This is a genomic window from Phaeovulum sp. W22_SRMD_FR3 (assembly GCF_052113705.1).
Lineage (GTDB): Bacteria > Pseudomonadota > Alphaproteobacteria > Rhodobacterales > Rhodobacteraceae > JBGQOG01.
The window spans coordinates 150,679-174,792 of record NZ_JBGQOG010000005.1 but is presented as its reverse complement, the minus strand read 5'-3'; the positions used below and the strand labels follow the sequence as shown (position 1 = coordinate 174,792).

Here is a 24,114-nt window from a genome sequence, read left to right as displayed (position 1 = left end):
GGAAATCTGCCGTGATAAGCTATTTTCTGCGCCGTCTGATCCTTGTTCTGCCGGTTGCCTTCGGGGTTTCGGTGATCTGTTTCATGCTGGTTCAGATCGCGCCCGGTGACCCGTTGACCGCCATCATGCCGGTGGATGCCACCGCCGATGAACAGGCCGCCATGCGGGCAAACTACGGGTTGGATAAACCGCTTCCGGTGCAATACGGGATCTGGATTGCAAACCTCGCACAGGGCGACATGGGCCGGTCGATTGCGACGGGCCGCCCGGTGGCGGGCGAGGTGTTCGGCGCGGTCAACAACACGCTCCTTCTTGCCTTCAGCGCGGCGGTCATTGCCTTTCCCATCGGGGTATTTCTGGGGTTTCTGGCGGGGTATTTCCGCGACACGCTTCTGGACCGGGCGGTGACGGCGCTCTCGATTGCGGGTGTGTCGGTGCCCAATTACTGGCTCGGGATCGTTCTGGTGATCATCTTTTCGGTGTCGCTCGGCTGGCTGCCCTCAATGGGCGCGGGGCCCGGCGGCTCTCAGGATTGGTCCTGGGACTGGCTTCACATGCGCCACCTGATCCTGCCCGCCGTGACGCTGGCCGTGGTGCCCGTCGGCATCGTGGCGCGGACGGTGCGCGCACTCTCGGGAGACATCCTGACGATGGATTTCGTCCAGGCCCTCTACGCCAAGGGCATGAGCCGGTTTGACGTTTTGCGCCATGTCGCCCGGAACGCGGCGGCCACGGCCCTGTCGGTGATGGGCCTGCAACTGGGCTATCTGCTGGGCGGCTCGATCCTGATTGAAACCGTGTTTAACTGGCCGGGGTCGGGCTTTTTGCTGTCGAACGCCATTTTCCAGCGGGATCTGCCGCTCCTGCAGGGCACGATCCTCGTGCTGGCGCTGTTTTTCGTGGCGATGAACCTGATCGTGGATGTCGCGCAGGCCGCGATTGATCCCCGTATCAAGAGGAACTGACGCATGGCACTCATTGAAACGGACGCCGGGGCGCCCGGCGCGGCCGCACAGTCCGGATACTGGTCGGGCGTGGCGAAACGCTTGCGGCGCGACCCGGTCGCCATGTTCTGCCTGACGGTCCTGCTGGCCCTGATCCTGTCCGCCATCTTCGCGCCCTGGCTCGGGCTGGCGGACCCCTACAAAGGCTCGATGGTCTCACGCCTGAAGCCGATCGGCACCGAAGGCCATTGGCTGGGCACCGATGAGCAGGGCCGCGACATGTTTGCCCGCCTGATTTATGGGGGCCGCCTGACGCTCTTCATCGGGTTGATGCCGGTGGTGCTGGCGTTCTTCATCGGCTCGGTCCTCGGGATCATCGCCGGGTATACGGGCGGTCTGGTGAACACGATCATCATGCGGACCGTCGATGTGTTCTTCGCCTTTCCCTCCGTGCTGCTCGCCATCGCAATCTCCGGAGCCCTTGGCGCCGGGATCGTGAACAGCCTCGTATCGCTGACCATCGTTTTTGTTCCGCCGATCACCCGCATCGCCGAGGCCGTAACCTCGGGCGTCCGGGCGCTGGACTATATCGATGCGGCCCGCGCCTCGGGCGCCACTGCCCTGACCGTCATCCGCGTGCATGTGATCGGCAATGTCCTCTCGCCGATCTTCGTCTACGCAACCTCGCTGACCAGCGTCTGCATGATCCTCGCGGCGGGGCTGTCCTTTCTCGGGATCGGCGTGCGCCCGCCCGAGCCGGAATGGGGGCTCATGCTCAACACCTTGCGGTCCGCCATCTATGTCAACCCCTGGCTCTCGGCGCTTCCGGGGCTGATGATTTTCGTAACTTCGCTGTGCCTCAACCTGCTCAGCGACGGCGTAAGGAGCGCGATGAATGTCCGCGACTGAGACCATGATCCTGCCCGAAAACCTGCCCTCCAAGGGCGGCCCCGCGCAGGCACTGCTGACCGTCAAGAACCTGCGCAAGTATTTCCCGGTGCGCGGCGGCATTCTGGGCCGCACCCGCGCGATGGTGCAGGCGGTCGATGGCGTCTCGTTCAGCGTGAAGAAGGGCGAGACGCTGGGCATCGTCGGCGAATCCGGCTGCGGAAAATCCACGACCGCGCGGCTGCTCATTGGCCTGACCGAAAAGGACGATGGCGAGATCATCTTTGACGGACAGGGGCTGGGGGATGCGCTGACCCTGCGCGATCTGCGCCGTGGCGTGCAGATGGTGTTTCAGGACAGTTATGCCTCGCTCAACCCCCGGCTGACGATCGAGGAGTCGATTGCCTTCGGTGCGCGGGTTCAGGGGCTGGATGACCCGATCGGGCGGGCGCATGGCCTGATGGCGCGCGTTGGCCTTGATCCGGCGCGCTTCGCCCAGCGCTACCCGCATGAAGTTTCGGGCGGGCAACGTCAGCGCATCAACATCGCGCGGGCGCTGGCCATGTCGCCCCGGCTGGTGATCCTTGATGAGGCCGTCTCGGCCCTCGACAAATCGGTCGAAGCGCAGGTGCTGAACCTGCTTGCGGATCTGCGCGAAGAGTTCGGGCTGACCTATATCTTCATCAGCCACGACCTGAATGTCGTGCGCTATATCTCTGACCGGATTCTGGTGATGTATCTGGGCGAGGTGGTCGAGGTCGGCCCGGTCGACGCCATCTGGAGCCAGCAGGCGCATCCCTACACGCGCTCGCTGTTCTCGGCGATGCCCTCGATGGACCCGGACAACCGGACCAAGACCCCGCCGCTGTCCGGCGATCCGCCCAATCCGATCAACCCACCCTCCGGCTGCCGCTTTCACACCCGTTGCCGCTTTGCGGATATCGTTTGCAAAGCCCGCGCCCCCCAACTCCTCGAACTGCCGGGGGCCCCCGGCCATTTCGCCGCCTGCCACCTCCACGACCTTGGCTCAGGTCACCCGAAAGCCGGGAAGGAGAGCCTGGGATGACGCAAAACCTCGTTGAGATCCGCAACCTCACCGTGCGCTTCAAGGGCGCGCGCACCGTGCATGCGATCAACAACCTCAGCCTCACCCTCGCACAGGGGGAAACGCTTGCCCTGCTGGGGGAAAGCGGATCCGGCAAATCGGTCACGCTGAAGACCCTGCTCGGCCTTTTACCCCCCAAACGCAGCGAGATCGAAGGCGACATCCAGGTCAACGGTACCGATGTGCGCAGCCTTAGCGGCAAGGCGCTGCAACGCTATCGCGGCGGCGAGGTCTCGATGGTGTTTCAGGACCCCGGGCTGGCGCTCGATCCCGTCTATACGGTGGGTGCGCAGATCGCCGAGGCGGTGATGCGCCACAAGGGCCTGCGGAAAGAAGAGGCGGTGTCGACCGCCTTTGATATGTTGCAGCGTGTCCGCATCCCCTCGCCCGAGCGCCGCCTCAAGAACTATCCGCACGAATTGTCGGGCGGGATGCGGCAGCGGGTGATGATCGCGCTCGCCCTTGCCTGTCGGCCGCGATTGTTGCTGGCGGATGAGCCGACAACCGCGCTTGATGCCACCGTGCAGATCCAGATTCTGCTGCTCCTGCGCGAATTGCAGCGCGAATTCGGCATGGGGGTGATCTTTGTCACCCATGACATCGGTGTCGCCGTCGAGGTCTCTGAACGGATCGCCGTGATGTATGCCGGACAGATCGTCGAGGAAGGCACCACGCATGAGGTGATCAACGATCCGCGCCACCCCTACACGCGGGGGCTTCTGGCCGCCAACCTGCACGATGTGGCGCGGGGAGAGCGTCTGAACGCCATTCCCGGCGCACCGCCCGCGCTGGAAGTGCCGCCCGCCGGCTGCTCTTTCGCGCCGCGCTGCCCGCTGGCGGGGCCGGAGTGCCGTGCCGCCACCCCCGCTTTCGTGCCGCTGGGACCCCGCCGGCGGGTGGCCTGTCTGCACGCAGACCCCGTTCCTGCAGAGTGACCTGATGCTTCTCAAGAATGATCCCTACCATGCCTTCATGCCCTATGAAGCGATCCCGGTCGCAAGCGCATCAGAGGGCCCGCTGGCGGGTCTGACCGTCGCGGTGAAAGACCTGTTCGACGTGGCCGGCTATCGCACCGGCTCCGGCTGCCCGCTGAAACTTGCCGCCAGCCCGGTGATGGCCGAAACCGCGCCTGCGGTGCAGCGTCTGTTCGATGCCGGGGCCCGCTTTGTCGGCAAGACCCATACGGACGAGCTGGCCTGGTCGCTCTACGGGTTGAACGCGCATTTCGGCACGCCGATCAATCCCGCCGCCCCGGACCGGATTCCCGGAGGGTCGTCTTCGGGCTCCGCGGTCGCAGTGGCGGGCGGCTTGGCCGATATTGCGGTCGGCTCCGACACCGGCGGCTCGATCCGGGCACCGGCAAGCTTCTGCGGCATCTGGGGCCTGCGCCCCAGCCACGGCCGCATCTCGCTTGAGGGCGCGCAAGCCCTGGCCCCCAGTTTCGACACCGCGGGGCTTTTCGCACGCGATGGCGCGACCCTGCACCGCGCCGCCGAGGTCATGATCGGCCCCGACACTGCTGCCTTGCCCGACAGCCCCGACCTTCTGTGGCCCGAGGATATGCATGCAAGGCTGAACCCCGAGGCCAGATCGCGCGTCGACAGGGTCTTCGGCGGCCTGCACGCCCGCCCGGTCACGATCTACCCGGACAGCGCCGCCACCGCTTATGCCTGCTATCTGGGGGCCAACGGTGCCGATTGTGCCGAAACCATCCTGCCCTACATCCGCCGTTCCCGCATGCCACTGGTGCGCGGGATCGACAGCCGCGCCGACAGCGCGGAGGCCCTGACCGAGGCGCAGAAGCAGGATTTCCGCGCCGCACGTGCGGCGTTCAGGTCGCATCTGCGCGCCCTTCTTGGGGCAAAGGGCGTGCTGCTGGCCCCCGCCGTCCACGATGCGCCCTTCAGGCTGGATGCCCCCGTCGAAATCTTTGACGGCTTCCGCCACGAGGCCATGCACCTGCTCTGTGTGGCGGGCATGGCGGGGCTGCCGCAGGTCGTTTTCCCCGCGGGCCAGATCGGCGGCGCGCCCTATGGCGCCTCGCTGATCGGTCCCTATGGTTCGGATCTGTCGCTGATCGCATTGGCCTGTAAACTGGCACCAAAGGGGGCCGCATGACCTGCCCGATTGAACGCAAACTCGTGGCCATGGGATTGGCTTTGCCGCCCTCGGCCCCGTCCCGCGCGTTGTTCCTGCCCGGCAAAATCACCGGGAACCTTCTGGTGCTCTCAGGGCAGATTTGCGAATGGGAGGGCGTGCCACAGTATTTCGGCCCCGTCGGAGCGGTTTTCGACATTGCCGTTGGTCAGAAGGCTGCGCAGCTTTGTGCGCTGAACCTGCTCTTCTCGATCAAGGCGGTGGCAGGATCGCTGAGCCGGGTCCGCAGTGTCGTTCGTCTGGGAGGTTTCGTCGCCGCCGGACCCGGCTATCCGGACGGCCCGCAAATCGTGAATGGCGCCTCGCAGCTGTTCATCGACCTTTGGGGCGATGCCGGACGGCATGCGCGAACGGCGGTCAATGTCTCCTCACTCCCCGCCAATGCTCTGGTGGAAATCGACGCAATGGTGGAACTCAGCGAATGATCTTGCTGATGAACCCGAACAGTTCCGCCGCCACCACCGAAACGATGGTGGCCATTGCCCGGCGGTTCCTGCCCGATGTTACCGGCTGGACGGCACCTTCCGGCCCTGAATTGCTGATCTCGATGGCCTATCTGACAGAGGCCGCGGCACTGGTGGCACAAGCCGATCTGCCCCCCGCGCTGCGGGGGGTGATTGTGTCGGCCTTCGGAGACCCCGGACGTGCGGCGCTGGCTGCCAGATTGAATCTCCCCGTGGTCGGAATTGGTCAGGCCGCCGCCCTGGCCGCCGCGGCCGGGGGGCGCCGCTATGCCGTCGCGACCCATACCCCCGGGCTCGTCACCGGGATCGACGCCCTAATGCGCAGCTATGCTGCGGCAGGATATCTGGGAACCTTCCTCGCCGAGGGGGATCCGCTCGCGCTGTCAAAAGACCCGCAAAGGCTTGATGCCGCGCTGCTTTGTGCGATGATGCGCGCGCATGATGCAGGGGCCGAGGCCGTGATCATCGGCGGAGGACCCTTGGGCGAAGCGGCAGAGCGGCTGCGCCCACTGGCACCCTGCGCCCTGATCGCACCCATTCCGGAAGCCGCGCGCCTGATGCTGACACTTTTGGAGGGGACACCATGACCACATTCGCCGAGCAAGTGCTCGCGGCCTATCGCGCGGGGACCCGTGTGGCGCCGGAAGGCGATCTGCCCGCATCCGCAGAGGAGGCCTATGCCGTGCAATCAGCGCTATCTGCGGCACTGGGCCCGGTTGCAGGTTTCAAGGTGGGGCTGAAAGCGGACGGCCCGCCGATCATGGCCCCGATCATGGCCGCACGCTGCGTGGACTCGGGCGCCACCGTTGCGGTGCGCGATCACATGGGTGTCGAGCTGGAGATCGGCTGGAAGATCGTGGGCCCCCTGCCCGCTGCGGACAGCGATGATCTGGAGGCGGCACTGGCGCGGGTTGTCCTGCCGGTTCCGGTGATCGAGCTGGTGGACAGCCGGATCAGCGGGCCCGCCGCCGATGACCCTTTGGTAAAACTGGCCGATCTGCAAGTGAACCACGGCTTGGTGGTGGGGACGCCGCTGACCGCTTGGGACGGCTCCGACTTCGGGGCGGTGCGCGGGCAGATGCGCGTTGGCACGCGGGATCTGATGGCGCCGCAATCCTCTGTGCCCGGGGGATCCGCCCTTGCCACGCTGGCGGCCTTTTACCGGCATGTTGGCGGGCATTGTGGCGGCCTGCAGCCGGGCCAGATCGTCATCACGGGCACGCTGCACCCGATGACCAATCTTCCCGCCGGTTCCCAAGTGTCGGGCGAGATCGAGGGCGTTGGCGCCGTTTCCGTCACGCTGAACTGAGCGCAAGATCCGGCCATCGGAACGGTTCTGCCACCGTCTCTGCAAGGTCCGTCAACATCGCCTCTGCCCCCATCGGCCCGATCAATTGCATGCCGATGGGCATGCCTTTGGTGCCAGAGGCCGGAAAGCCGATGGCGGGCAAGCCGCAAGCATTCACCCAGCCGGTGTAGACGGCATGCCCGCGCGGTCCCACGGGCTGCCCGTCGATCTGCGCCGGATGTGTTTGGTCTGCGGGCCAGGGGTTGGCCGCGCTTGCCGGCATCAGAATGGCGTCATAGCCGAAAAGACCGCGCGCCGCGTCGCGCAACGCAAAGACCCGGCTCAGAATTTCATAAAGCTGCGTGGCGGCAAGCTGACTGCCCCGCAACGCCATCTCGCGGTATTTTGGCGCGGCGGCGGCGGCAACAGCCGGATCCGCGGCGAAATATCTCGCCAGTCCGATCTCGGCAATCTGTCCCCACACCTCGGTCAACGGCCCTAGGCACAGCGGGAGCGCACCGCGCTGCACCCTGTGTCCCGCCGCCGACAGCGCACCGCAGCTGCGCGAGAATGCCGCCCCTATCAACGGATCCAACGGGGCATCCTCCAGCGTTTCGACCGCCAGTATCCGCAAAGCGGGGCGCGGTTCGTGCCGGCATATGCTGCTCCCCGACAATACCGCGTCGAGCAGCCTCAGATCACCAAAGGAGCGGGCAACCGGTCCCACCACCTCAAAATCCAGCAGCAGTTGCGGCAATCCCCCGGCGCGCGCCACATGCCCCAATCCGGGCTTCAGCCCCACCAGCCCGGTATAGCCCACGGGCCTGCGGATCGAGCCGCCGCCATCCGTCGCCACCCCCATTGAGCACAGCCCCGCCGCAACGGCCGCGACAACACCACCGGAAGAACCGCCGGGGGTGAGGGCGGGGTCGAACGGATTGCGGGTCGGCCCGAAGGTCAGGTTGTCGGTGTAGCCCTCCACCGCGAATTCGGGGGTATTGCCCTTGCCGAGGATGACGGCGCCCGCCTGACGCAGTTTCGCCACCGGCAACTCGTCCGCGTCGCGCTGACGCTGCGAAAGCGCCGCATTGCCCCAGGCGCTTGGCATGCCCGCCACCGAGAGATTGTCCTTCACGATGACCGGCACCCCATCGAGCGGCCCCTGAGGCGCCCCCGCTTGCCAGCGCCGCGCCGCAGCCTCGGCGGTGGCACGCGCGCGCGGCGCATGCGCGACAAAGGCATTCAGCACCGGATTGAGTGTCCCGATGCGCGCCATGTGTGCTTCGAAAACGTCGACCGGGTCCAGCCGACCCTGCGCATAGGCGCGGATGAGCTGCGTCGCGTCCAGCTGCCACATTCTGTCACCATCCATCGCCTGTACACCCGGAGCCCGTCCTCGCAGATCGGATCGTCTGCGAGACAGGTCCCGGATGACAGGGAATTTGCCGCAAAAACGCCACGCGCCGCACCTTTCGCGTCCCCTTGCCTGTGGCATGAGCACCAATGCACCGCGCCGCCCAATATCGGCGCTCAGGCAGCGTCGGGTCTCCATGGCAACCGGGCGTCGCCATCGACGATCAGCGCCCGGGCAGATGATCGCCGCAGCTCTGCCGCCCGGCGATCCCGGATAGCCCGCAAGCCCCCTGAAAGGCCAGCGCAGGCGTCCCGGCCCCCGGTCATTCCACTCCGCCTGCACATCGGGCTCGTCGGCAGCGGGGTCAGATCATCGGAACCATCCGGCCGGAAAATGCCCACTTCCCTTTGTGCCGCGAATTCCGGAAACTGGCTGCATGAGCAAAATGAATGTGAACCACTTTGATCTGAACCTGCTGCGCGTCTTTCTGGCCATCTGGGATCAGCGCTCGGTGACGGGTGCGGCCGAACGGCTGAACCTGACCCAGCCCGCGATCAGCCATGCGCTGCGGCGCTTGCGTGAGCAATTCTCGGACCCGCTTTTCCTGCGCGTCGGCCAGAAGATGGAACCGACCGAAGCCGCAAAGCGCCTGCATGAGCCCTTCAGCCGGGCGCTGCGCGTTGTGCATCAGACCATGCATGACCATGAAGATTTCCGCCCCGCAGAGAGCGAGCGCAGCTTTGTCATCGCCATGTCGGACATGGCCGAATTCTACCATCTGCCGCATCTCGTCGCCTATCTGGAACGGGTGGCGCCGAACCTGCGGCTGAGGTCGGTTCAGCTTGAGGCCGCAACCATCAGCAGCCAGCTGCGCTCGGGGCAAGTGGACATCGCCCTGGGCTATCTGCCGGGGCTGGGCGCCCCCGAGGTCGATGGTCAGCATCTGATGTTTGACCGCTTTGTCTGCCTGCTGGCCGCCGGGCATCCGCTGGCCGGAAAAGTGCTGACCCCGGACGATTTTCCCCGGCTGCGTTTCGTGGATGTTGCTTTGCATGCAACGGGTTACAAGACGATCGAAGCGGGTCTGCAGGAGCTTGGGGTGCGGCGCAACGCGGCGGTGATCCTGGAGCATTTCACCATCGTGCCGGAGGTGGTCCGAAACAGCAGCTGCGTTGCGCTGTTTCCCTATTCCGCGTCACTTCGGGTGAATGAAGGCGGGGCGTTCAGTCTGGCCGAGCTGCCGTTCGATCTGCCGCAGATCGAGATTTGTCTGTTTCTGCACACCAATTTCCTCGCGGATCCGGGTCTGCGCTGGATGCGCCAGGCCATGGCAGAGGCGCTGGGACCGCTGAGCCCACCGGGCATGTCGAGGGCGTGATCAGGCGGGATCAGGCGGGATCATCCGCACCACACAGGGCATGACGGCGCGAGTCGCCATGGCACCTGATCGGGGCCAGCTGTAACGGGCCCACCTGCAATTCGCGTGGCCCGCAATGCACATGGCCTGCACCGCACATGGCCTGCGCCGCGTTTTGATACTGCCTGTTCGGCGGGCAAGGCTGCGCAGCGCGCGGCATCGCCACCGCCCCTCCCGGCCCATAGGTCAACCGCGGTTCGAGAGATCACCGTGGCCGCCTCTCATCTGACGCGGGGAACCAGCTCATCTAACCATCTAAGAAATTTGAGGTCCGTCCGATGCCAAGCCGCCGTTGCGCGGCGGTCGTCAGGTCTGGCACCGCCCGCATGTACCCTGTTTATGATGAGAATTAGAATAATGAATTTGTTTAATTAATGATCCCGGCCTTTTCTTTGAGGAACAGAGAAGGTGGACAGAATGAACCAGCAAACCCATGTGCGCCCGGTGGTGCCCCCGGCGCAGCTCCCCAAAACCGGGGACACTCCCCTGACCGAAACACCGGCCTTCCGCGCGCTGCTGGACGAAGTGGCCCGGCGCCGCGATGAGATCCAGATCCGCCGCCATGTCCCGCGCGAGATCGTGGCGATGATGAAGACGGCCCGGATTTTCCGCTCGGCGACGCCCCTGGCATTTGGCGGCGATGCGCTCGCACCGCATCTGTTCTTGCCGATGGTCGAGCGGATCGCGGAAGTTGACGGATCGACCGCCTGGGTCGCCGCCTTTGGCTCCGCCAATACCTATATTGCCGCCCTGCCCTACGAAACGCAGGCCGCGATCTATGCCGACGGGCCCGATCAGGTCTATGGCGGCGGGCTCTATCCGCTGCACAAGGCCGAGCGGGTCAAGGGGGGCTGGAAGGTTTCGGGGCAATGGAAATTTGCCTCGGGCTGCATGGGGGCGGATTGGATCGGCGTGGGGATCATCGGCGATGACGCAGAGCGCGCCGCGGGCGAGCCTGTCGCGCCGACCGTGCTGATGGCGGTGGCCCCTGCGGCAGAGATCGAGATTGTCGAGACCTGGAATGTGATGGGCATGCAGGGCACCGGCAGCCATGACACCCGCGTGGCCGACAAGTTCTATGCCGATGCCTGGACCTGCAAACGCGGCGCGGTCGGAATCTTTGACGATGCGCTCTACCGGTATCCGGCGCTGGCCTATCAGGCGCAGGTGCATGCGGCCTGCAATCTGGGATTGGCGCGGGCGGCTCTGGATCTGGTGATCGAGATGTCAGCGGGCGCCAAGATCATGCTCGGGGCGCCGCGTCTGGCCGACCGGGGCTATTTCCGCAAGACATTGGCCGAAGGCGAGGCGCGGCTGCGGGCGGCGCATGCCTTCTTCTATGACACCGCCGAACGGGCCTGGGAGGTGCTGCAGCATCAACCCGCGGTGCCGCTTGAGCTGAACAACCTGCTGCGTCTGAGCGCCAGCCATGCGGCACGGGCCTCGGCCGACACCATTCAGGATTGTTTCCGCATCGCGGGGATGGCCGCCATTCAGGAAGGCCACCGGATGCAGCGCATCCTGCGCGACAGTCTCGTGGTCACCCAGCATGCCGCCCTGAACGATGCCACGATGGAACAGGCGGGCATGGTTCTCTCGGGTCTCGCCGCCCCGGCGGGCTATCCGTGAGGGCCGGATCATGGACATGACGCAGGGGTTTCACGCGCGGCTGCAGATCTCCCCAGAGCGCGGCGAGATGCGCGATGGCGACATCCGCTATCTGATGATGCGGCCCGACGCGCTGATGGGGGCCTTCATGCGCCTGCCCGATGCGGCACGGGCGCAGGCATTGGCGGCACTCGGCGCATCGGTGGCAGAGCATGGTGGCCGCTCGGTCGCGACCTATCGCGCCCATGGTGCCGCCGCGCCCGAGGCGCTGTGGCCGGTGATCACCGCAACCTCCGCCGCCCTCGGCTGGGGCGTGTGGGAGGCGCATCCCGCCGAGGCGGGAGCGCTTGAAATCACCGTGCGCAACAGCCCCTTTGCCGCAGGTGCGGCCCGCGCCGACGGCCCGGTCTGCGCCGCCATCACCGGGCTTTTATCCGCCGTTGCCCCGGTGATCCTGAGGAACGGCGCCACGGCGCGCGAGACCGCCTGCGCCGCCGAGACCGGCGAAAGCTGCTGCCACTTCCGGATCAGCCTCTGATCCCCTGCCCCGGCGATCCGGTCGCTGGGGTCAAAAAGACCATCGCAAAACATCCCTCACCAACAGGATACCCCATGACCCCATTTCCGCTTTCCCGCCGCATGTTCGTGGCCTCTTCTCTCGGGCTGGCCGCCACCGGCCTTCTGGGCGTTCCCGCGCGTGCCGCCGCCCCTTTGCGCATCGGCGTCGGCTCTGACCCGGTGTTTGCAGCCTTCTTTCTCGCCGCCCATGAAAAGCTCTTTGAAGCAGAAGGGATTGAGGTCTCCCTGCAACCCTATGCCGAGGGCGCAGAGGCGATGAACGCGCTGGTGGCGGGCCAGGTCGATGTTTCCGCCGCCTCGGAATCCTCGACCATGGTGCGGATGCCGCGGGCCGAGCTGCGGCCCCTTGCCGTGGTCTATCATTCGGGGAAATATGTGAAACTTGTCCTGCGCGAGGGGATTGCCGATCCCGGGGAGATCCGGCGCTTTGGCCTGGTGCCGGGGTCCATCTCGGAATATTGCACCGGGCTGACCCTGCAGCATTTCAATCTCGACCCGGCGCAGGTCGAGATGATCCCCTCGGGCCCGCCGGAACTGCCCGCCCTCTTGGCGCGCGGCGACATTGATGCCTTCTTCGCCTGGGAGCCCTGGCCCGCAACGGCCCTGACCCAAGGCGGCCATGTGGCGCTGACCAGCGCCGATGTGGGCTATGTCGACACGATCTGGGCCACCGCCAGCGCCGCGATCCTGGGGAGCAACCCGGAAGGCCTGCAGGCGATGCTGCGCGCCCTCGCCAAGGCCAGCGACATCACCCAATCTGATCCCGCGCGCGCGGCCGAAGGGGTCAGGGCGATCACCCGGATTCCGGTGGAAACCTCGCTGAAAGCCTTCAAGGACATGACATTGGGGGTGCGCGATTTCACCGATGCCGATTTCATCAGTTTCGACGGGATCGCCAGCTTCCTCGCCGATCACAAGGTCACCACCGGCCTCGTGCCCTACCGCGATGTGATGCAACGCGGCTTTTACAAAGGGTAACGGCATGCGCGGCGCCTCGATCCATCTCGACCATGTGGGCATATCCTTTGGCGATGCCCATATCGTGTCCAACATCAATCTGGAGATCCGGCCGGGCGAATTTGTCTGCCTGCTCGGGCCTTCGGGCTGCGGCAAATCCACCTTGCTGAATGCCATCGCCGGTTTCCTGCCGGTGACGGGGCGCATCGAGGTGCAGGGCGCGCAGGTGAAAGGCCCGGGGCTGGACCGCGGTGTGGTGTTCCAGTCCTCGGAGGTGCTGTTCCCCTGGCTCAGCATCCGCGAGAATGTGGAATACGGGCTGCGCCTGCGCGGCGTGGCGGCTGCGGCGCGGCGTGAAAAGGCCGCCCGCTATCTGGCCATGGTCGGCCTCAGCCATGCCGGGGAGAAATTCCCCGCGCAGCTGTCGGGCGGCATGCGGCAGCGGGCCCAGATCGCGCGGGTGCTGATCAATGAACCCTCGGTGGTGCTGATGGATGAACCCTTCGGCGCCCTCGACGCGCAAACCCGCGAGGTGTTGCAGCACGAGCTGGACCGGATCTGGCGCGAGACGGGCTGCACCATCGTTTTTGTCACCCATGACATCTGGGAAGCCCTGCTTCTGGCCGACCGGGTGGTGGTGATGACGGCGGGGCCGCGGGCAGCGATCAAAACCATCGAAACGATTGACCTGCCGCATCCGCGCGATGCGGCGAGTCCGGAATGCCTCGCGCTGTATCGCCGCCTGCGCGACGACATCGGCGCCGAGGTGACGCGGGCCTTGCAACAACAGGGCCTGGCCCGAGAGGAGACACCGGCATGACCGATCTGACGCAACGCACCCAGCCGCGCCTGTCGCTGACGCTGCGCCGCCGGGGACCGGCAGTGCAGCGGGCGCTGGTTTCCGTATTGTCCATTCTGGGCGGGGTCCTGCTGTGGCATGTCGCGGCGCTCTATACCTCGCCCTTGTTCCTGCCCGCGCCGGGCACCGTCTGGACGACAACGCTGGAAATGCTGGCCGATGGCACGCTGCTGACCGCCGTGGCAGCCTCGGCCGGACGGATTCTGGCGGGCTGGGCCTTGGGCGTGGCGCTGGGGGTGCCGCTGGGCCTCTTCATGGGGCGCTTCGCGCTCGTGCGGATGGTGGTTGACCCCTATATCGAGTTCTTCCGTTTCATTCCGCCCATCGCCTTTGTCACCCTTGCCGTGATCTGGCTGGGACCGGGAGAGATCACCAAGATCGCCCTGATCTTCTACACCACCATCTTCATCGTCACGCTGAACACTATTGCCGGGGTGAATGCGGTAAACCCCCTGCGGCTGCAAGCGGCGCGCAGCATGGGCGCGGGCCGGATCTCCGAGATGACCAGCGTGATCCTGCCCTCGACCGTGCCCTTCATGATCACCGGGGCGCGGATCGCCATGGGGAATTCCTTCCTGACCGTGGTTTCAGCCGAGATCGTCTCGGCGCAGAACGGCCTCGGGGCGATGATCTGGACCGCGCGCAATTTTGGCCGCACCGATTGGGTTTTCGTCGGCATCATCGCCCTGGGCATTCTGGGCTATCTGTTCGACCGGGCCTTCCGGCTGATCACCCGGCGCTGTCTGGCACGCTTCTTGTTCTGACAAGACCGGCCCCAAAAGCAATGGCCCCCGCAAGGGGGCCATTCGGCATTCCGGCGGGCGCAATCCGCATCGCCTCTGCGCGCGATTTTTGTGCCTAGAGGCTGAACCGGTCGCGGGTCGTGGTATAGTCGCCCCCGCCAAGCCGCCCGATCGCGTCGATCAGGGCGGGATCCACATGCAACCTGTCATTCACCGCATCGGCGCGCAGATGCATCCCGACAATCCGCCCGAGCAGGATTTCGCGGACGTCGCCCAGATCGACACGCTGCAACAGGTGACATTCAAGCGCCACCGGCGCCGTGGCCAGACGCACAGAGCGCACACGAACCCCGGGGACAGCTTGCAACTGGTTGAGGTCAATTTCACTCACCTCCGGCGCATGCGGCTGCGCGCAGAGATGGACGGTCCCGGCCATCGCAACATCCGGAATATGCACGGTGAATTCTCCGGTGCCGATGATGTTGCGCGCGGTGTCCTTGAGGCTGCCATCCGGGCGCCGCTCGATCCCCAGGGCGACCACCGGCGGATCATGGCTGAGAATGCCGAAAAAGCTGAAGGGGGCCGCATTGTCGATACCATCCGGCGAGCGGCTGGTCACCAGCGCGATGGGCCGCGGCAGGATCGCGCCGCTCAGCAATTTGTAAACGGAGCCTGCGGTGAGGGTACCGGGGTCAAAGAATTGGTGCTGCACGTGGGGGACTTTCCTGAATAACACTAATCTCCCTGTACAGGGGGGCGCTACATGATCCAAATTGATCCTGGTAATGCACTGAATGCACTCCGGGAATGAATAGGTCAGAGGACCATGTCCCCCGCCGCGATGCTTTGCCGCCCTGCGGCGGCGGCATGTGCCAGTTTCGCCCCTTGAGCAGCCAACCGGCGCGGGCGCGGGATATGGCACAACGCGGCGCGGCGGCGGGGGTCGCCATCACCTGCCACAGATCTGCCGGTCAGGCTTTGGCGGTCGGGCTCTGGCAGTCGGGCTCTGCCAGTCGGGCCACGCCGGTCGGGCTCAGGCGGTCCTGCCCTGCTGGTCCTGTGCCCTGCCGGTCGTTTAGGGGGACGGGCATCCGGCGATGATCCACCGGTCCGGCTGTCCGGGCAACGGGGTTCCCGATGGTGCCCCGACGGCCGCCCGATCACCGAAGGCCGTGGCACGCGGCGCCCTGCCTTGCGGCACGCGGCGCGGCATTGAGCACATGCAAAGCCTTGCCGCCGTTCAACCTTCTGCGGCGGCCCCGGGATTGCGATCCGCGCCGCGGGGAGGGACTGTGCCCTCGGGCAAAGGCGAGACATGGCGGTCGCTGCCCCGGCGGGACCGCAACTCCGCCTGTGCCGCAGCGCGCAGCGCAGGGTCGCGCACCACACGCGCCGCCGTCGCGGCCATCACCTTCGCCGCGGTCACCATCGCCTTATGCGCATGCGGCTCCTTGCCCTGCGTCACGGTCTGCCAGGTGTGAAACGGCGTGCCCAGCACCGCGGTTGCCGTCAGACATTGCGCCGTCGGAACGATCCGGCTGACATCGCCCACATCGGTCGAGCCGAAGAACTGCCGCGGCACCAGCGGCAAGGGCAGGATCTCATCATGCAGGTTGCGCGGGAACCCTTCCGGGGCATGAAATGCCTCGGCGCTCGCGCGCCGGTCTGCATCGGTCAGCGCCGCCGCCGCCAGCCGGTCGGCAAAGGCATAATCCGCCGCATCAAAGGGCGGAGCGCCAATCGCCTCGAACTCCTCCTGCATCACCTCTTCCAATGCCCGGTTCGGCAGGACGCCCGAGGTGGCCCGGTCAAAGATCATCTCCTGAGAGGTTTCGGTCATCAGCGCGGCCCCTTGTGCAATTTTTTGCACCCGCCCGAACAGATCCACAACATCTTCCATCCGCGGCGCGCGGATCAGGTACAGGCCCTCGGCGGAGGCCTGCACCACATTGGGCGAGACGCCCCCGGTCTGGGTGATCGCGTAATGCACGCGCGCCTCGGAGGGCATATGCTCGCGCATGAAGTTGATGCCGATGTTCATCAACTCCAGCGCATCCAGCGCGCTGCGCCCGACCTGAGGGCTGACCGCCGCATGCGCCGCGCGGCCCGTGAAACGGAAATAGGCCTGAATATTGGCCAGGGTGCTGGCCGACATCACATGGTTATAATCCGCCGGGTGCCAGCAAAAGGCCGCGTCGAGATCATCAAAGGCCCCGGCCCGGGCCATATAGGTCTTGCCCGATCCGCCCTCTTCCGCCGGACACCCGTAATACCGCACCCGCGCCGCAACCCCGGCCTCGGCCAGCGCATCGCGCAGGGTCACCGCCGCGAGGAGCGACGCCGCCCCCAGCAGGTTGTGATGGCAGCCATGCCCGGCCCCCCCGGCCTGCAACGGCCGATGCTCGACCGCGCCCGCCTCCTGCGACAGGCCCGCCAGCGCATCGAACTCGCCCAGGAACCCGATGCACAGCTCGCCCTCGCCCGCTTCGGCCATGAAGGCGGTGGGCAGATCACCGACATTGCGGGTGATGCGAAAGCCTTCAGCCGCCATCGCGCGGATATGCTCCTCGACCGAGCGGTGCTCTTCAAACCGCAGTTCCGGCATACCCCAGACCCGGTCACTGAGGGCGATATAGGTGGGTGCCTTGCGGTCGGCGCAGGCGATAATACGGTCCGTGCCCAATACGTCGTTCTGACCCATCGTGGTGGGGTGCGTCATGTCAAATCCTCCGGTGAAATGTCTGCGGGCCTCAGCCCGGAACGCCCTCGTTGAGATGGCAGGCCGAGAGCCGGCCCGGGGCGATTTCGCGCAACACCGGCAGCTCCCCGCGGCAACGGTCGGTGGCCAGCGGGCAGCGCGGGTTGAACGGGCACCCCGGCGGCGGCGCGAGGGGCGAGGGCAACTCACCCTGTATTGGCGCATATTCTTGCGCCCCCGCCTCAAGCACGGGCAGCTGCGCGAGCAACAGTTGCGTGTAGGGATGGTTCGGCGCCTCAAACAGCGCCGCGGTGGGCGCGCTTTCCACCACCCGCCCCAGATACATGATCACCACCCGATCCGAGACATGCTCGACCACGCCCAGATTGTGCGAGATGAAAAGATAGGTCAGCCCCAGCTCGTCGCGCAGATCCATGAACAGGTTCAGGACCTGCGCCTGGATCGACACATCCAGCGCCGCCACCGCCTCATCGCAGATGATCAGGCTGGGTTTGACCGCCAGCGCCCGCGCAATCCCGATCCGTTGCCGCTGCCCGCCCGAGAACTGATGCGGAAAGCGGTCAATATAGGCCCCCGACAGCCCGACCTTTTCCATCAGCCCGGTGACATAGGCCCGCATCTGCGCGCGGGGCACGATGCCATGCACCACCGCCGCCTCGCCGATGATATCGGCCACGCGCATCCGCGGATTGAGCGAGGCAAAGGGATCCTGAAAGATCATCTGGACGCCCAGCGCAAATTCACGCCGCGCCTCCGGGCTCATCTCGGCCAGCGCGCGGCCACGCCAGCGGACCTGGCCGCCCGAGGGCGCGCTGATCCCGGCCAGCATCCGCGCCACCGTCGATTTGCCACAGCCGGATTCACCGACGATGCCGACCACCTCGCCCGGTGCCACCGACAGGTCAACATCGCTGGCAGCGCGGACCTGCACCGCCACCTGGCCCGCACCGAAGATATTCGCGATCCGGCCCCCAAGGCTGACAGGTTTGGAAAAGGTCTTGGTCAGCCCGCGCAGCTCCAGCAGCGGGGCACCTGCGGCGGCGGTCTGCCCGAAGGGTTCGATGCTCATTGGTCTTCTCCCACAGGATGCCAGCAGCGATGGCTGCGGCCACAGGCGCTTTTGGTGTCCTCCGGGGCGACGGCGCAGCTGTCGCTGGCCCGCGCACAGCGGGTGCGAAAGGCGCAGCCCTGCGGCAGGTTCAAAAGCGAGGGCGTCATGCCCGGGATCTGGTGCAGCCGCTGGCCGCGGGTGGCGCGCGACGGCACCGAGTCGATCAGCCCGCGCGTGTAGGGATGACGCGGATTGCGGATCACATCCGCAGTGGGCCCCGTTTCGACCACGCGCCCCGCATACATCACCGCGATCCGGTCCGCGAGACCGGCCACCACCGCCAGATCATGCGTCACCCAAATCATTGCCGTGCCGGTCTGACGGCACAGTTTCTTCACCTCATGGATGATCTGCCCCTGGATCGAGACATCGAGGGCGGTTGTCGGCTCATCGGCCACAATCAGCCGCGGCTTGTTCAGGATGGCGATGGCAATCGCCACCCGCTGCCGCATGCCGCCCGACAGCTCGAACGGATAGGCGTTCAGCCGCGCCTCCGGTGCCGGAATGCCCACCGCTTCCAGCGCCGCACGTGCCCGCTCCCGCGCCACGGCCCGGCTGACCGGTTCATGCGCCCGGATCGCCTCGATCATCTGCGTGTCGATGCGCAAAACGGGGTTGAGCGTCATCGACGGATCCTGAAAGATCATCGAAATGTCGCGGCCGCGCAGCTGGCGCTGCTCCGGCTCGGACAGGCCGACGAGATCGCGGCCCTCAAATTCGATACAGCCCCCAACGATCCGGCCGGGCGGGTCCAGCAGCCCGAGGATCGAAAAGCCGGTGATGGATTTTCCGGAACCGGATTCCCCCACAAGGCCGAGGATTTCCCCCCGCCCCAGTGTCAGATCAACCCCATCCACCGCCCTGACGACGCCAAGGCGCGTGTGAAAATGGGTCTGCAATCCCTTGATCGCCAACAGCGGTGCGCTTTCGCCCGCAACATGCTCAGCACGGGTCATCACATATTCCTCGGGTTCAGGATGTCACGAAGCTGGTCCCCGGCGAGGTTGATCCCGAGGATCAACAGGGCCAGCGCGATGCCGGGGAAGAAGGAAATCCAGTATTGCCCCGACATCATGAATTCAAAGCCATTGGCGATCAGCATGCCGAGCGAGGGTTCGGTCACCGGCACGCCGATGCCCAGAAACGAAAGCGTCGCTTCGGCCGCGATGGCATGGGCCAGATCAATGGTGGCGATCACGATCAGCGGCGGCATGCAATTGGGCAAGATATGCCGGAAAATGATCCGCCCGGCCCCAAGCGAGAGACAGCGCGCGGCCAGCACATATTCGCGGTTGCGCTCAACCAGCGCCGCGCTGCGGGCGGTACGGGCGAAATAGGCCCATTGCACCACCACCAGAGCGATGATCACCTTGTCCACCCCTTGCCCCAGCACCGAAAGCAGCACCAAAGCCACCAGAATGGCCGGGAAAGACAGCTGAATATCGACCAGACGCATCAGAATAGCCTCCGGCACGCCGCCGAAATAGGCCGCGATCAGGCCCACTGTCGCCCCGATCGCCAGCGCCAGGATCACCGAGGTGAAGGCCACGAAAAGGCTGGTGCGCAGCCCGAAGAAGATCGCGGACAAAACATCGCGTCCCTGACCATCGCTGCCCAGCCAATAGGTCATGCCGGTGGCATCCGAGACGGATCCCGGCGGCAATTGCGATTCAAAGATGTCCAGCGCGCCGATGTCATAGGGGTTTTGCGGCGCGATCCAGGGGGCCAGCACGGCAGGCACGAGAAGCGCCAGCAACAGCACCAGTCCGAACACCGCCAGCGGGTTTTCAACAAAGCGCCCGGCAAGACGGAGAACGCCGCGTTCGCCCCGTGTCGGGGACAGGAGGATGGAGGAGGGTTGTGTCATCAGCCTCGGACCTTCTCGCGCGAACTCGGGTCGAGGGCCATATAGGCGAGGTCGACCACAAGGTTCAGGATGACCAGAAAGAAGACCATGATCAGCACATAGGCGACGACCACGGGACGATCGAGCGTGATGATGCTGTCGATCAGCAGCTTGCCCATGCCGGGCCAGGAAAAGACGGTTTCGGTCACCACCGCAAAGGCGATGGCCTGTCCGAATTCAAGCCCGGTGACCGTCAGGATCGGGATCATGATGTTCTTGAGCAGATGCACGCCGAAGATCCGGCGCATCGGCAGCCCCTTGGCGCGGGCAAATTTGATGTAATCCATCGGTAACACCTCGCGGGTGGCCGCCCGGGTCACCCGGATCAGCAGTGCCGATTTCGCCAGCCCCAGCGTCAGCGCCGGCAGCGCGACATGGCGCCAGCCATCGGCGGTCAGCAGGCTGAGATCCAGTGGCCCCAGTGCCACCGTGTCCCCCCGCCCCGATGCCGGCAAGAGACCCAGATTCACCGAGAACACCATGATCAGCATCATGCCGATCCAGAATGTCGGCAGGCTGAACCCCAGGATCGACACCGCCATGACCGCGCGCGAGGTCAGCGCCTGCGGGCGATACCCCGCCAGAATGCCCAAAGGCACCCCGGTCACCACCGCAAAGACCATGGCCACCAGCACCATTTCAAAGGTTGCGGGCATCCGGGCAAAGATGAGCTGCAGCGCCGGTTGCCCGGTCAGGAAACTGCGGCCGAAATCGCCCTGCATCGCATTGCCGACAAAGGTCAGATATTGCGCGATCATCGAGCGGTCGAGTCCGAGCGCGATGCGCACGGCCTGACGTTCAGCCTCGGTCGCTTCGGGGCTGACCAGCATCGAGGTGGGGTCGCCGACAAGATAGATGCCGACAAAGACGAGAACCGACATCAGGAGCAAGACCCCCAGGGCCTGCAGCAATCGGTTGATGACAAAGGTGAGCACGGGGCGGGGCGTCCTTCTGATCGGGGGGGCCTGCCGCCGGATGCACCTGCGGCAGGCAAGATTTCATGATCACAACACCAAAGGCATCAGGGCGCGGGGGTGACGTCTTGCGGCAGGGTGAACTGATCCGCGCGCGCCGCGAAATCCAGGCCCGGACGCAACGCCCAGTACGGCACCTCGAAATAGAGCGGCAGGATGGCATAATCCTCCATCGCCAACGCATCTGCCTCTTGCAGCAAGCTGGCGCGCGCCGTGTCATCCATGGTGCCGCTGGCCTTGGACAACAACGCATCCAGATCGGGATTGGCGTAGCGGCCGTTGTTCGAGGTGCCCTGCCCGCGATCCGGATCATAGGTGGCCAGCTGCGCCGTCAGCGTGGTGCCGATCTCTGCGGTATTATTGCCCCAGGATCCAAGATAGGCGCTGTAATTGCGCGCATCCCGGTTCTTGAAATACACCGGCGGCGCCACCGCATCCACCTTGGTCTGCACGCCGATCCGGCTCCACATGGCGGCCACGGTCTGGGTGACGCGGGCATCGTTCACATATCGGCCGTTCGGCGTGCCGATGGTGATGCTGAACCCCTTGCCCCAGCCCGCCTCCTCCAACAGCGCCTTGGCGCGTGCCGGATCGGCGGCATCGGCGTCAACATGATCGGGGCTGGTGCCGAACATCGCAGACGTGCCCAGACTGCCCGCCGTCACAGCGGCGCCGCCCATGATCTTGTCGGCGATCCCCGCACGGTCGATTGCCAGCGACAGCGCCGCGCGCACGCGGCGGTCTTTGAGCGGGTTCCTGCCCTCGGTGCCGCCCAGCCCGGGACTGTCATCGCGGTCCTGATCCAGCGCGATATAGATCGAGCGCGCCGGTGGCCCCGAGACCACCTTGACGGCCGGATTGGCACGGAATTCGGCAAGGCTGGCGGTGGGCAGGCTCTCCATGATGTCGATATCCCCGGCCAGCAGCGCCGCGCTGCGGGCGGCCGGATTGGTCATCGGCTGCATGATCACCCGGTCCCATGCCGGACGGTCGCCCCAATAGATCTCATTGCGTTCGAGGATAAGATCGGCCCCCTTTTCCCAGGACACGAATGTATAGGGTCCGGTGCCGATCAACCCCTCGCCACGGTTCATCTCGGTGGTCGTGCGGCCCTCTGGCGCCGGGCCCGAGGCCGCGGCTTTCGACAGGATCGGCAGGTTGACGATATCCACCAGCAAGAGCGGATAGGGCTCGCTGGTGGTGATCCGAACGGTGCCCGGATCCAGCGCCTCGACCTTGGCGATCTTGCGGGTGAAAAGCGTGAAGGACGAAGGGCTGTTGGGGACCTTGTCCACGCGACCGAACGTATAGACCACATCGTCGGCGGTCAGCGGCGTCCCGTCGGAAAAGCTGACACCGGGGCGCAGCTTGAAATCCCACTCCGTGGGGCTGGCAAGGCTCCAGCTTTCGGCCAGCATGGGTTGCACGCCGCCCTGCGCATCCTGCGCGGTCAGCGCCTCGAATATGGCAAGCGAAACCTGCATGTTGGGCGCCAGCACATGGAACTGCGGGTCGAGCGACGTCGGCTCCGATTTCACACCGATTTTCAGATCCTCGGCCCAAGCGGGTTGGCAGGCCAAGAGTGCCAGCACGGCGGTTGTCAGCAGCGGCTTTTGAATAAAGCTCATATTTTCTCCTTTGGTTCCGGCATTTCAGCCCGAACACCCCTGTCGGTTGGTATCGCTGTGCGACCGGTTGAACGCCGCGCATCGCGCCACCGCGCGTTGAGCGCGCAGGGCGTTGTTCTGAGGCAGGTTGCGCAGGCACACCGGGAACCCTGTCAGAGTGATGCCGATCCCAAAGAGGAGCAATCAACTATCATGACCAATATCATGACTTTTGGTTATAATGAGACTGCGGGGGCATGGACAGCGCGCCGCCGCACAGGCAAAACCGTGGCAACACAGGGCAATCGGGTGCGTGTATGGATTTTCGGCAGCTCAGAAATCTGGTCTTTGTCGCGCGCTATGCCAGTTTCGGCGTGGCGGCGGAAAAGCTGAACGTCACGCAGCCCGCGCTCTCCAAAAGCATCCGGACCCTGGAGCAAAGCACGGGCGTGCGTCTTCTGGACCGCGGGCCCTGGGGGGTGCGGCCCACCGATTTCGGCGTGCGCCTGATCGAATATGGAGAAGCCATTCTGGCGCTGAGCGACGAGGCTCAGGACGAACTGGAAGCGCTGCGGGGGGCGCAACGCGGGCGGCTGCGGGTTGGCGGCATTGCGACAATGGTGCGGACCCTGCTGCCCGAGGCGTCGCGCCGCTTTCTGGCCAGACATCCCGCCGTGAACCTGACGCTGAACGAAGAGCTGAGCCAGGCGTTGCAGAACCAGTTGCTGAACGGGATGATCGACATCGCCCTGATGTCCCGGCCGCGGAGTTTCCCGGATGAAGAGCTGGAATACCGCGATCTGCTGCAGGTGCCGATCCGCATTGTCGCAGACCGCAATCACCCGCTGGCCGCGCGCGACAACATCAGCCTGGCTGAACTGACCGAATGGCTCTGGATCATTCCCGCGAGGCCCGATCCCGACCGCACGGCGCTGGACGGGCTGTTCGCGGCCGCCGGGCTGCCACTGCCCAATGCCATCTGCGAGACAACCTCATCAACTTTTCAGGTGTCGATGCAGACGGGCTCGCCCTGGCTCAGCTATCTGTCCAGCGCCAGCGCCTCCTTTGGCGGTCCGCAAGGCAAGATCGTCCCCTTGCGGCTGAACGTCCCGACCTGGAACCGCAGCATCGGGATCGTCCATCGCCGTCATCGCGTGCACCGTCCGCTGCTCGCCAGCTTCATCCGGGAGCTGGATCAGCTGGCCCAGGAGATGAACGCGGCTGCGCAGGGCTGATCGGCGCGGACAGGGGCCGCGCGGCAATCACGCGGCACGGTCATGCCATGTCCAGCCACGGCACGGCCCGTTGCAACGGCCCCGCATCCCAGCCCCGTATCCCAGCCCCGCATCCCGGTGGCATTCAGGACGGCGGGCTGAGGCATCAGCACGCCGTCCTGACCCTCAGCCAACCCATCCGGATCGCATGCTGCGGATC

The 24,114-nt window shown here is 65.6% G+C and carries 23 protein-coding genes; 15 read left to right on the top strand and 8 right to left on the bottom strand.

From position 1 onward, the window contains the following. Positions 1-11: 11 nt before the first annotated feature. The 8 genes from ACEN2S_RS08905 to ACEN2S_RS08870 are packed head-to-tail and all read left to right on the top strand — an operon-like array spanning position 12 to position 6,867. Entirely contained in the window at positions 12-965 is a 954-nt protein-coding gene (locus ACEN2S_RS08905; protein WP_441865162.1) for an ABC transporter permease, read from the top strand. A 3-nt stretch (positions 966-968) separates the two neighbouring features. Beyond that, entirely contained in the window at positions 969-1,853 is an 885-nt protein-coding gene (locus tag ACEN2S_RS08900; RefSeq protein WP_441865160.1) for an ABC transporter permease, read from the top strand. Further along, a complete protein-coding gene (locus ACEN2S_RS08895; RefSeq protein WP_441865157.1) occupies positions 1,840-2,898 on the top strand; it encodes an ABC transporter ATP-binding protein in 1,059 nt (352 codons plus the stop codon). Before ACEN2S_RS08900 ends, ACEN2S_RS08895 begins: the two co-directional genes overlap by 14 nt. Then, on the top strand, positions 2,895-3,872 hold the full coding sequence (locus ACEN2S_RS08890; protein ID WP_441865155.1) for an ABC transporter ATP-binding protein: 978 nt from the start codon (positions 2,895-2,897) through the stop codon (positions 3,870-3,872). Before ACEN2S_RS08895 ends, ACEN2S_RS08890 begins: the two co-directional genes overlap by 4 nt. 4 nt (positions 3,873-3,876) lie before the next feature. Then, positions 3,877-5,055 (top strand): amidase, encoded by a 1,179-nt coding sequence (locus ACEN2S_RS08885; RefSeq protein ID WP_441865153.1) that lies wholly within the window; start codon positions 3,877-3,879, stop codon positions 5,053-5,055. Next, positions 5,052-5,519, top strand: a complete 468-nt coding sequence (locus ACEN2S_RS08880; protein ID WP_441865151.1) for a RidA family protein — start codon at positions 5,052-5,054, stop codon at positions 5,517-5,519. Before ACEN2S_RS08885 ends, ACEN2S_RS08880 begins: the two co-directional genes overlap by 4 nt. Further along, the gene (locus ACEN2S_RS08875; RefSeq protein ID WP_441865148.1) at positions 5,516-6,145 is read left to right on the top strand and encodes an aspartate/glutamate racemase family protein; all 630 of its coding nucleotides are present in this window, start codon (positions 5,516-5,518) and stop codon (positions 6,143-6,145) included. The genes ACEN2S_RS08880 and ACEN2S_RS08875 overlap by 4 nt, the downstream gene beginning before the upstream one ends. Beyond that, on the top strand, positions 6,142-6,867 hold the full coding sequence (locus ACEN2S_RS08870; RefSeq protein WP_441865146.1) for a hydratase: 726 nt from the start codon (positions 6,142-6,144) through the stop codon (positions 6,865-6,867). The genes ACEN2S_RS08875 and ACEN2S_RS08870 overlap by 4 nt, the downstream gene beginning before the upstream one ends. On the opposite strand, the gene ACEN2S_RS08865 is transcribed toward ACEN2S_RS08870, so the two are convergent. Next, on the bottom strand, positions 6,854-8,203 hold the full coding sequence (locus tag ACEN2S_RS08865; RefSeq protein ID WP_441865143.1) for an amidase: 1,350 nt from the start codon (positions 8,201-8,203) through the stop codon (positions 6,854-6,856). The two genes, ACEN2S_RS08870 and ACEN2S_RS08865, sit on opposite strands and share 14 nt — an antisense overlap. 433 nt (positions 8,204-8,636) lie before the next feature. On the opposite strand from ACEN2S_RS08865, the gene ACEN2S_RS08860 reads away from it, so the two are divergent. From ACEN2S_RS08860 to ACEN2S_RS08835, 6 genes are all read left to right on the top strand, one after another. Continuing rightward, the gene (locus ACEN2S_RS08860) at positions 8,637-9,578 is read left to right on the top strand and encodes a LysR family transcriptional regulator (RefSeq protein WP_441865140.1); all 942 of its coding nucleotides are present in this window, start codon (positions 8,637-8,639) and stop codon (positions 9,576-9,578) included. Positions 9,579-10,034: 456 nt separating this feature from the next. Continuing rightward, complete coding sequence (locus ACEN2S_RS08855) at positions 10,035-11,246, top strand: acyl-CoA dehydrogenase family protein (RefSeq protein ID WP_441865138.1); 1,212 nt, start codon at positions 10,035-10,037, stop codon at positions 11,244-11,246. Between the two features lie 10 nt (positions 11,247-11,256). Next, complete coding sequence (locus tag ACEN2S_RS08850) at positions 11,257-11,763, top strand: V4R domain-containing protein (RefSeq protein ID WP_441865136.1); 507 nt, start codon at positions 11,257-11,259, stop codon at positions 11,761-11,763. A 74-nt stretch (positions 11,764-11,837) separates the two neighbouring features. Then, the gene (locus ACEN2S_RS08845; RefSeq protein WP_441865133.1) at positions 11,838-12,782 is read left to right on the top strand and encodes an ABC transporter substrate-binding protein; all 945 of its coding nucleotides are present in this window, start codon (positions 11,838-11,840) and stop codon (positions 12,780-12,782) included. Positions 12,783-12,786: 4 nt separating this feature from the next. After that, positions 12,787-13,581, top strand: a complete 795-nt coding sequence (locus ACEN2S_RS08840) for an ABC transporter ATP-binding protein (RefSeq protein ID WP_441865130.1) — start codon at positions 12,787-12,789, stop codon at positions 13,579-13,581. Then, complete coding sequence (locus ACEN2S_RS08835) at positions 13,578-14,384, top strand: ABC transporter permease (protein ID WP_441865128.1); 807 nt, start codon at positions 13,578-13,580, stop codon at positions 14,382-14,384. The genes ACEN2S_RS08840 and ACEN2S_RS08835 overlap by 4 nt, the downstream gene beginning before the upstream one ends. 94 nt (positions 14,385-14,478) lie before the next feature. On the opposite strand, the gene ACEN2S_RS08830 is transcribed toward ACEN2S_RS08835, so the two are convergent. The 7 genes from ACEN2S_RS08830 to ACEN2S_RS08800 form a co-directional block, all read right to left on the bottom strand. Further along, positions 14,479-15,075, bottom strand: a complete 597-nt coding sequence (locus ACEN2S_RS08830; RefSeq protein WP_441865125.1) for a flavin reductase family protein — start codon at positions 15,073-15,075, stop codon at positions 14,479-14,481. Positions 15,076-15,603: 528 nt separating this feature from the next. Then, complete coding sequence (locus ACEN2S_RS08825; RefSeq protein WP_441865122.1) at positions 15,604-17,082, bottom strand: amidohydrolase; 1,479 nt, start codon at positions 17,080-17,082, stop codon at positions 15,604-15,606. A 31-nt stretch (positions 17,083-17,113) separates the two neighbouring features. Further along, positions 17,114-18,151, bottom strand: coding sequence for an ABC transporter ATP-binding protein (locus ACEN2S_RS08820; RefSeq protein ID WP_441865119.1), 1,038 nt, complete (start codon positions 18,149-18,151; stop codon positions 17,114-17,116). Further along, positions 18,148-19,149, bottom strand: coding sequence for an ABC transporter ATP-binding protein (locus tag ACEN2S_RS08815; protein ID WP_441865116.1), 1,002 nt, complete (start codon positions 19,147-19,149; stop codon positions 18,148-18,150). Before ACEN2S_RS08815 ends, ACEN2S_RS08820 begins: the two co-directional genes overlap by 4 nt. Next, the gene (locus tag ACEN2S_RS08810; RefSeq protein WP_441865113.1) at positions 19,149-20,060 is read right to left on the bottom strand and encodes an ABC transporter permease; all 912 of its coding nucleotides are present in this window, start codon (positions 20,058-20,060) and stop codon (positions 19,149-19,151) included. The genes ACEN2S_RS08815 and ACEN2S_RS08810 overlap by 1 nt, the downstream gene beginning before the upstream one ends. After that, positions 20,060-21,034 (bottom strand): ABC transporter permease, encoded by a 975-nt coding sequence (locus tag ACEN2S_RS08805; RefSeq protein WP_441865110.1) that lies wholly within the window; start codon positions 21,032-21,034, stop codon positions 20,060-20,062. The genes ACEN2S_RS08810 and ACEN2S_RS08805 overlap by 1 nt, the downstream gene beginning before the upstream one ends. Before the next feature lie 86 nt (positions 21,035-21,120). Continuing rightward, complete coding sequence (locus ACEN2S_RS08800; RefSeq protein ID WP_441865107.1) at positions 21,121-22,701, bottom strand: ABC transporter substrate-binding protein; 1,581 nt, start codon at positions 22,699-22,701, stop codon at positions 21,121-21,123. A gap of 296 nt (positions 22,702-22,997) precedes the next feature. Between ACEN2S_RS08800 and ACEN2S_RS08795 the strand changes: the two genes are divergently transcribed. Next, positions 22,998-23,915 (top strand): LysR family transcriptional regulator, encoded by a 918-nt coding sequence (locus ACEN2S_RS08795; RefSeq protein ID WP_441865104.1) that lies wholly within the window; start codon positions 22,998-23,000, stop codon positions 23,913-23,915. The last annotated feature ends 199 nt before the right edge of the window (positions 23,916-24,114 follow it).